Here is a 6899-nt window from a genome sequence, read left to right as displayed (position 1 = left end):
GGAACCGCCATTCAGCCAGGTCATATACTCAGACATGTCTACGTTTTATCGGCCGGCTTTCCTTTAAATGCCCGCTCTCGTGCTAAATAATGGTTAAATGCCTGCTCTTCCCGGCTTACCTTATTATTCAGAGCCCGCTCTTTTAACGTTAACAGATCGTGACAGGCGCGCGCCGGTGAGAGCCGAATCCATGTTGATGAGAGTCGAGGAATAACCACGTAGCGACGGGCAAAACCGGATGGGTAACAGGCAAAGCAGATAAAAATCAGGGCAGATTGATCGAAGTCGGCCATATTCGCATTGCGGGCCAGGCAATAAGCCTGCCGCCGTCACCGACGGCGGCGTCATGGTCAGATTATGCCACAGGCGAAACGTTCGCCCCCGCCCCCCAGCGGAGCAGGATGATCGGCATGGTTATCGCCGCCTGCATGCACCATCAGGGCCTTACCTTTAATTTCCGACAGCTTTTTAATACGCGGCGCCAGCACCGGATAGGTTGCCAGACCGTCAGCCGTCACCACGAGAGCGGGTAAATCGCCCAGGTGTCCCTCCTGCCAGGGACCTGAATGCTTGCCGGTTTTTTGCGGATCGAGATGCCCGCCTGCCGCGCCTGCCGCCACGACTTTCCCTGCGGTAATTTTTGGATCGCAGCTGCCGTTAGCGTGCACGTGGAAACCGTGAATGCCCGGTGGCAGGTCTTTTAACTGCGGCGTAAAGGTCAGGCCATAGGCCGTTTCTTCTATAGTAACCTGGCCGATACTTTCTCCCGAGCCCTCCGGGGTGGCGAATTTGATATTCACTTTTTCACTGGCAGCGTGGGCCAGACCGCAGAAGGCCAGCGATATCATCAGCAAATTCATACGTCTCATTACACTTCCTCACATTTTGCAACGGAAGCTATAAGCCTGGTCGTTATTCAGAGAACTGCCTGAAAATTAAAACAGAGAAGGCTGTTCCGGCTCGTCTGGCGCCGCAGGCTTAGCGATACGCTGCGCTCGCTGCCAGCGGAGATGACAAAGCCGCAGCACTTCGCGTTTTTGTGCATCACTGAACTTCATCCAGTTAAAGCGTTCCTCGCGGCTGCGCAGGCAGCCGCGGCAGTAGCCGCGATCGTCGCTCTGACAGATCCCCCGGCACGGGCTGGGAACGGGGAAAAACTCCAGTTGTTCGGCCAACGTCGCTCCTGATACAGGGAAAATGAAATGTAATACTAATGTTAGCCTTTTAAGATTGTTTAGTATCAGTTAATGTTTAATTTTGCTAATAACGTTATGCTCTTTTCCCGTTTTAATGTTGACGAATTTATATGAAGCTGACCGCCTTACGCTGCAACGAAATCAGTTTTAACTTTTATGCTGCCTTATTTTTTACCCTTGTCCCGAATGCGCTTTTCTTCCTGCACGCCTGGGAACGTATTCCTTATGACGAAGTAAAAGATTACCTTTTTGCCGCCACGATGCCGCTGGTGCTGTTCTGCGGGTTTTTATTTCTTTTTAGCGTTACCGCCCTGCCGTGGATAAGAAAGCCGCTGTTAATTTTTCTGGTGCTGGTCAGCGCGGCAGCAACCTATTTTATGTACAGTTTTGGCACCATTATCGACACCAATATGATCCAGAACGTATTCGAGACGGACAGGCAGGAGGCCACTGCCCTGCTTAGCTTTCGCTATGTTGCCTGGCTGATAATATTGGGGCTTATACCTGCATTGCTTATCTGGCGGGTCAGGATTGTGACCCATCGCCCCTGGTGGATGAACTGTGCTTTTCGCACCGGTACAGCTCTGGCGGCGCTGCTGGGGATACTGCTCATCGCCGCGCTGTTCTATAAAGATTACGCTTCGCTTATCCGTAATAATAAAGGGTTGGTAAAAATGATTACGCCAGCCAATGTCGTCAGCGGTATCGGTCACTATATTGATAATCGCTGGTTTGTCGGCGATCTCACCCTGGTGAAAATCGGCCAGGATGCCCACAAAGGCCCGCAAATTTTAGCGCAAAAGAAAAAAACGCTGGTGGTGTTTGTGCTGGGTGAAACGGCCAGGGCGGAGAATTTTTCGCTAGGCGGTTACGCGCGTGAGACCAATCCAAAACTGGCAAAAGATAACGTGATTTATTATCCCAACGCCACCTCCTGCGGAACCGAAACCGCCATTTCTGTACCCTGCCTGTTTTCCAATATGCCGCGCGAGCACTACGATGCCAGTCTGGCGCACCATCAGGAAGGATTACTGGACGTGATGGCTCATGCGGGCGTCAGCGTGTTGTGGCGGGAAAATGACGGCGGCTGTAAAGGTGCCTGCGACCGCGTGCCGCATACCGACATGACGCGTTGGCAGCTGAATAATCTTTGCCAGGACGATTACTGCTTTGACAAGGTGTTGCTGTGGCGGCTCGATCGCTATCTGGACAGCATGAAAAACGATACGGTGGTTGTCCTGCATCAGATGGGCAGCCACGGCCCGGCTTATTATCGGCGTTATCCGGCCGATAAGCGTCCGTTTACTCCCACCTGCGACAGCAACCAGATTCAGGATTGTGACAGCCAGTCGTTAATTAATACTTATGACAATACGCTTGTCTATACCGACTCGATGCTGGATGACACGATAGGCCTGCTGAAGACTTACAGTAGCCGCTACAACGTCGCGATGATCTATCTTTCCGATCACGGTGAATCGCTGGGTGAACACGGGATGTATCTGCACGGCGCGCCTTACCTGCTCGCCCCCACGCAGCAAACGCACATTCCCTTCCTGCTGTGGCTTTCAGAGGGCTACGCCAGCGCCTTCGGTATCGACAGCACCTGCCTGCGGCAGGCCTCTACTGAGGCTGTTTCTCAGGACAATGTTTTCCATACCCTGCTGGGGATGATGAATATTGAAACCAAAGAATACCAGCCCGCCCTGGATATGATCCGATCGTGCCGTGCCGTTGCAGGTAACGGGCATTTCTCTACTACGCTCAACAGTCACTAAAAATTTTGGCTTCGCCACCGCCGTCTCATCGGCGGTTGGCAGCCGGTGTACCAGGAGCGATAAATGCAGCTAAAAAAACTTTTTACCCCTTTAAAACTGGGCGCGATTGTCGTGCCTAACCGTATTTTTATGGCACCGCTGACGCGCCTGCGCAGCATTGAACCAGGGGATGTTCCCACGCCGCTGATGGGCGAATATTATCGCCAGCGCGCCAGCGCCGGACTGGTCATTACCGAAGCCACGCAGATCTCTTTCCAGGCCAAAGGCTACGCGGGCGCTCCGGGCCTGCACACCGCTGAACAGATGGCCGCGTGGAAAGCGATCAATGACGGCATCCTTCAGGAAGTCGGCCACAGCTCAGTGCAGCTGTGGCATACCGGACGTATTTCCCACAGCAGCCTGCAGCCGGAAGGCAAAGCACCCGTTTCGGCTTCTGCCATTAACGCCGAAACCCGCACCTCTCTGCGCGATAGCCAGGGTCAGGCTATCCGTGAAGCGACCTCCACGCCGCGCGAGCTGCGTTTGGATGAGATCGACGACGTGATTAACGATTTTCGTCAGGCCGTTATCAACGCGCGCGAAGCGGATTTTGACCTTGTGGAGCTGCATTCCGCCCACGGTTATCTGATGCATCAGTTTATTTCGCCGGCTTCTAACCAGCGTACAGACGCCTATGGTGGCAGCGTGGAAAATCGGACGCGCTTTGCGCTGGAAGTGGTGGATGCGGCTATTGATGCCTGGCACGCCGACAGGATTGGTATCCGTATTTCGCCGCTCGGCCCGTTTAACGGTCTGGATAACGGTGAAGATCAGGAGGAAGCCGCGCTGTACTATATCGGCGAGTTGGCGAAGCGTAATCTGGCCTATCTGCATATTTCTGAACCGGACTGGGCGGGCGGCAAGCCTTACAGCGAGGCTTTCCGCGAAGCTATCCGGGCCGCTTATCCGGGCGTGATTGTAGGCGCAGGCGGTTATACCGCAGAGAAAGCGGAGGCGCTGATTGAAAAAGGCCTGATCGATGCCGTGGCCTTTGGTCGCGACTACATCGCCAACCCGGATCTGGTCAAGCGTCTGCAGCAGAACGCGCCGCTGAACGAACAGCGCCCGGCGCTCTTTTACGGCGGTGGTGCAGAAGGCTATACGGACTATCCGTTCCTGTAGGCCCTGCGGATTTTATCACCGCCTGGCCCCTGCGGGCGGGAGAAAGCACGCATTTCCTGGTTTCGGCCAGGCCAGAACTGCTATTCTCCCCTTTGGGTAAACGGTCTGAGGGCCGTTTACCCCCTGAACTGTCTTTTTGTTCCCGAAACGGGCGACATTCAGGCTATGCTTGTTATCGGATGATAACGCTTGTTTAAAGAGGATGTTATGCGCTTACTTCACACCATGCTGCGCGTTGGCGATATGCAACGCTCCATTGATTTCTATACTAAAGTGCTGGGAATGCGCCTGCTGCGCACCAGTGAAAACACCGAGTATAAATATACGCTGGCTTTCGTAGGCTACACCGAAGAGAGCGAAGGTGCGGTGATTGAACTGACCTATAACTGGGGCGTGGACAAATATGACCTGGGCGACGCCTACGGCCACATTGCGCTGGGCGTGGACGACGTAGCGGCGACCTGCGACCGTATTCGCAATGAGGGCGGCAACGTGACTCGTGAAGCCGGCCCGGTTAAAGGCGGCACGACCGTTATCGCTTTCGTGGAAGATCCGGACGGTTATAAAATCGAACTGATTGAAAACAAACACGCGGGCAACGGCCTGGGCGCTTAAAGCGTCAGGGTGCCGTTCAGGCACCCTTCTTTCCCCTTCCCCTGCTGCAACCCATGCCGAAATTTGCCATAATACGCGCTCAATTTTTCCCTGTGAGATCCTGATGTCCGAATCGAACGAACTTAACGCCCTCAGCAGCCGTTTTCGCGGTTTTTATCCGGTAGTGATCGATGTGGAAACGGCCGGTTTTGACTCCAAAACCAACGCCTTGCTGGAAGTGGCCGCCGTCACGCTAAAAATGAATGAGGATGGCTGGCTGGAGAAAGACGAAACGCTCCACTTTCACGTTGAGCCGTTCGAAGGGTCCGTTCTGCAGCCCGAAGCGCTGGCCTTTAACGGTATCGATCCGGCCAATCCGCTGCGCGGCGCGGTCAGCGAATACGAAGCGCTGCATGCCATCTTTAAAGCCGTCCGCAAAGGCATTAAGGATCAGGGCTGCAACCGTGCCGTTATGGTGGCGCACAATGCCACTTTCGACCTGAATTTTATGAACGCTGCGGCAGAAAGAGCCGGGCTGAAACGTAACCCTTTTCACCCGTTTGTCACCTTTGATACCGCCGCGCTGAGTGGCCTGGTGCTGGGACAGACGGTGCTGGCCAAAGCCTGTACGGCGGCCGGGATGCCTTTCGACAGTTCACAAGCGCATTCGGCGCTTTACGACACGGTGCAGACGGCCGATCTGTTCTGTGAGCTGGTTAATCGCTGGAAACGTTTGGGTGGCTGGCCGCTGCCGGTAATGGAAAACGTCGACTAAAAAAAAGGCCTGACGCAATGTCAGGCCCGTCTTAGTCACTTCGCTTAACGCTACGCTTTATTCTGTCGCGTCGGAAGGATATTTCTGTGCGGTTTCTTTGATCAGCTGCTGCAGTTCGCCCGCCTGGAACATCTGAATGATGATGTCACAGCCGCCGACCAGCTCGCCGTCTACCCACAGCTGCGGGAAAGTCGGCCAGTTGGCATATTTAGGCAGTTCAGCACGAATTTCCGGATTCTGCAGGATATCGACATAGGCAAAACGCTCGCCACAGGCAGACAGTGCCTGCACGGCCTGTGCAGAGAAGCCACAGCTCGGCAGTTTTGGGGAACCTTTCATGTACAGCAGAATCGGGTTTTCTGCGATCTGGCGCTCAATCTTCTCAATAGTGCTCATAAATGCCTTCCTCAATCGGCTACTTCGTGTCTGTATAGTGTAGCGAGTCTGCGAGCGTGATGAAAATGTCATTTTCATTCACCCACCGCCGGTACGTTCAGCAAACAAAATGTTAAAATATCATTTTCTGCCATACTGCGCTGCGTTAACTGTAAAAAAACAGCGGTAAATTTGCGCAGATAAGCGGTTGAACAAGCTAAATTTTACAGGTTTTACCGCTTCACGAGGATTGAAACAAAAAAGGCCTTACTTTTTAGTAAGGAGTTCGATTAGAATCCTCTTAACTGACTGCCCAGGCGCAGATCTCCTTATTTAGCCAAGCTCTTGCCACTGGCGGGAGCACAAACTGTTAATGGTAAAGATGCGTTTACTCATCACGTTGCTGATGCTGGCCTTTGCCCAGCTGTTTATGACTATGGCGCACGCATCGCCACACGCTGCCGTTAAAGCGACCCACCACAAAGCAGACAGCACCACGCCTGCTCGTGAAGACGATCGCCGCAAGCGGCGCCCGGTTAAAACCTCTACCCGCAAAGTTAAAGAAGCCAGCCCAACCAAAAGCCGTACGCCGCTGGTTAAAAAACTCACCTTGCGTAAGAAAGTCCGGCAGGCCACCGCCGCGCCGCCGACTAAAAAACGTTATGGTCGCCACCGTTTGCGCAACGAGGAGACGGAAGCCTTAACCAGCGGCTCGGCCTCCACCCCGCTTAAGCTCAGCAAAGCGCACCGCGTACGCTATCAGAAAGCCCGCGAAACGGCGATGAACAAGCTGATGAACCAGTTGGGCAAACCCTATCTCTGGGGCGGCACCTCACCTAAAACCGGTTTCGACTGCAGTGGCCTCGTCTGGTATGCCTATAAGGATTTGGTCAAGTTTAAAATTCCTCGTACCGCTAACGAGATGTACCATCTGCGGGATGCCGCTTCTATCAAGCGGAACGAGCTGGAAAAAGGCGATCTGGTCTTTTTCAGTATTAACGGCCGCGCCTCAGCGGATCA

Annotated in this window: 8 protein-coding genes; 5 read left to right on the top strand and 3 right to left on the bottom strand. The window is 53.8% G+C overall.

Annotation, left to right across the window (positions count from 1 at the left end):
- Nucleotides 1-350: 350 nt before the first annotated feature.
- Both sodC and RTK32_RS16620 read right to left on the bottom strand, forming a co-directional pair.
- Complete coding sequence (sodC, locus tag RTK32_RS16625; protein WP_312045913.1) at nt 351-869, bottom strand: superoxide dismutase [Cu-Zn] SodC; 519 nt, start codon at nt 867-869, stop codon at nt 351-353.
- Between the two features lie 66 nt (nt 870-935).
- A complete protein-coding gene (locus RTK32_RS16620) occupies nt 936-1175 on the bottom strand; it encodes a DUF1289 domain-containing protein (RefSeq protein WP_312045911.1) in 240 nt (79 codons plus the stop codon).
- Between the two features lie 131 nt (nt 1176-1306).
- Between RTK32_RS16620 and eptA the strand changes: the two genes are divergently transcribed.
- From eptA to rnt, 4 genes are all read left to right on the top strand, one after another.
- Nucleotides 1307-2974: a phosphoethanolamine transferase EptA gene (gene eptA, locus RTK32_RS16615; RefSeq protein WP_312045909.1), complete on the top strand. Its 1668-nt coding sequence runs from the start codon at nt 1307-1309 to the stop codon at nt 2972-2974.
- A gap of 63 nt (nt 2975-3037) precedes the next feature.
- Entirely contained in the window at nt 3038-4135 is a 1098-nt protein-coding gene (locus RTK32_RS16610; RefSeq protein WP_312045907.1) for an alkene reductase, read from the top strand.
- A 207-nt stretch (nt 4136-4342) separates the two neighbouring features.
- Nucleotides 4343-4750: a lactoylglutathione lyase gene (gloA, locus tag RTK32_RS16605; protein ID WP_312045905.1), complete on the top strand. Its 408-nt coding sequence runs from the start codon at nt 4343-4345 to the stop codon at nt 4748-4750.
- Between the two features lie 103 nt (nt 4751-4853).
- Complete coding sequence (gene rnt, locus RTK32_RS16600) at nt 4854-5504, top strand: ribonuclease T (RefSeq protein WP_312045903.1); 651 nt, start codon at nt 4854-4856, stop codon at nt 5502-5504.
- A gap of 57 nt (nt 5505-5561) precedes the next feature.
- On the opposite strand, the gene RTK32_RS16595 is transcribed toward rnt, so the two are convergent.
- The gene (locus tag RTK32_RS16595; RefSeq protein WP_253454438.1) at nt 5562-5900 is read right to left on the bottom strand and encodes a Grx4 family monothiol glutaredoxin; all 339 of its coding nucleotides are present in this window, start codon (nt 5898-5900) and stop codon (nt 5562-5564) included.
- Nucleotides 5901-6261: 361 nt separating this feature from the next.
- Here RTK32_RS16595 and RTK32_RS16590 point away from each other — a divergent pair.
- Nucleotides 6262-6899: C40 family peptidase (locus RTK32_RS16590; RefSeq protein ID WP_312045914.1), on the top strand; the 638-nt coding region annotated here is incomplete at its 3' end.

The organism is Erwinia sp., assembly GCF_031978025.1.
GTDB lineage: Bacteria > Pseudomonadota > Gammaproteobacteria > Enterobacterales > Enterobacteriaceae > Erwinia.
The sequence above is the reverse complement of the archived record's forward strand: the minus strand, read 5'-3'. Positions and strand labels throughout refer to the sequence as shown.

Coding starts and splice junctions, on each gene's coding strand:
- sodC (WP_312045913.1), bottom strand. CDS start 869: ATGAGACGTATGAATTTGCTGATGATATCGCTGGCCTTCTGCGGTCTG.
- eptA (WP_312045909.1), top strand. CDS start 1,307: ATGAAGCTGACCGCCTTACGCTGCAACGAAATCAGTTTTAACTTTTAT.
- RTK32_RS16610 (WP_312045907.1), top strand. CDS start 3,038: ATGCAGCTAAAAAAACTTTTTACCCCTTTAAAACTGGGCGCGATTGTC.
- gloA (WP_312045905.1), top strand. CDS start 4,343: ATGCGCTTACTTCACACCATGCTGCGCGTTGGCGATATGCAACGCTCC.
- rnt (WP_312045903.1), top strand. CDS start 4,854: ATGTCCGAATCGAACGAACTTAACGCCCTCAGCAGCCGTTTTCGCGGT.
- RTK32_RS16595 (WP_253454438.1), bottom strand. CDS start 5,900: ATGAGCACTATTGAGAAGATTGAGCGCCAGATCGCAGAAAACCCGATT.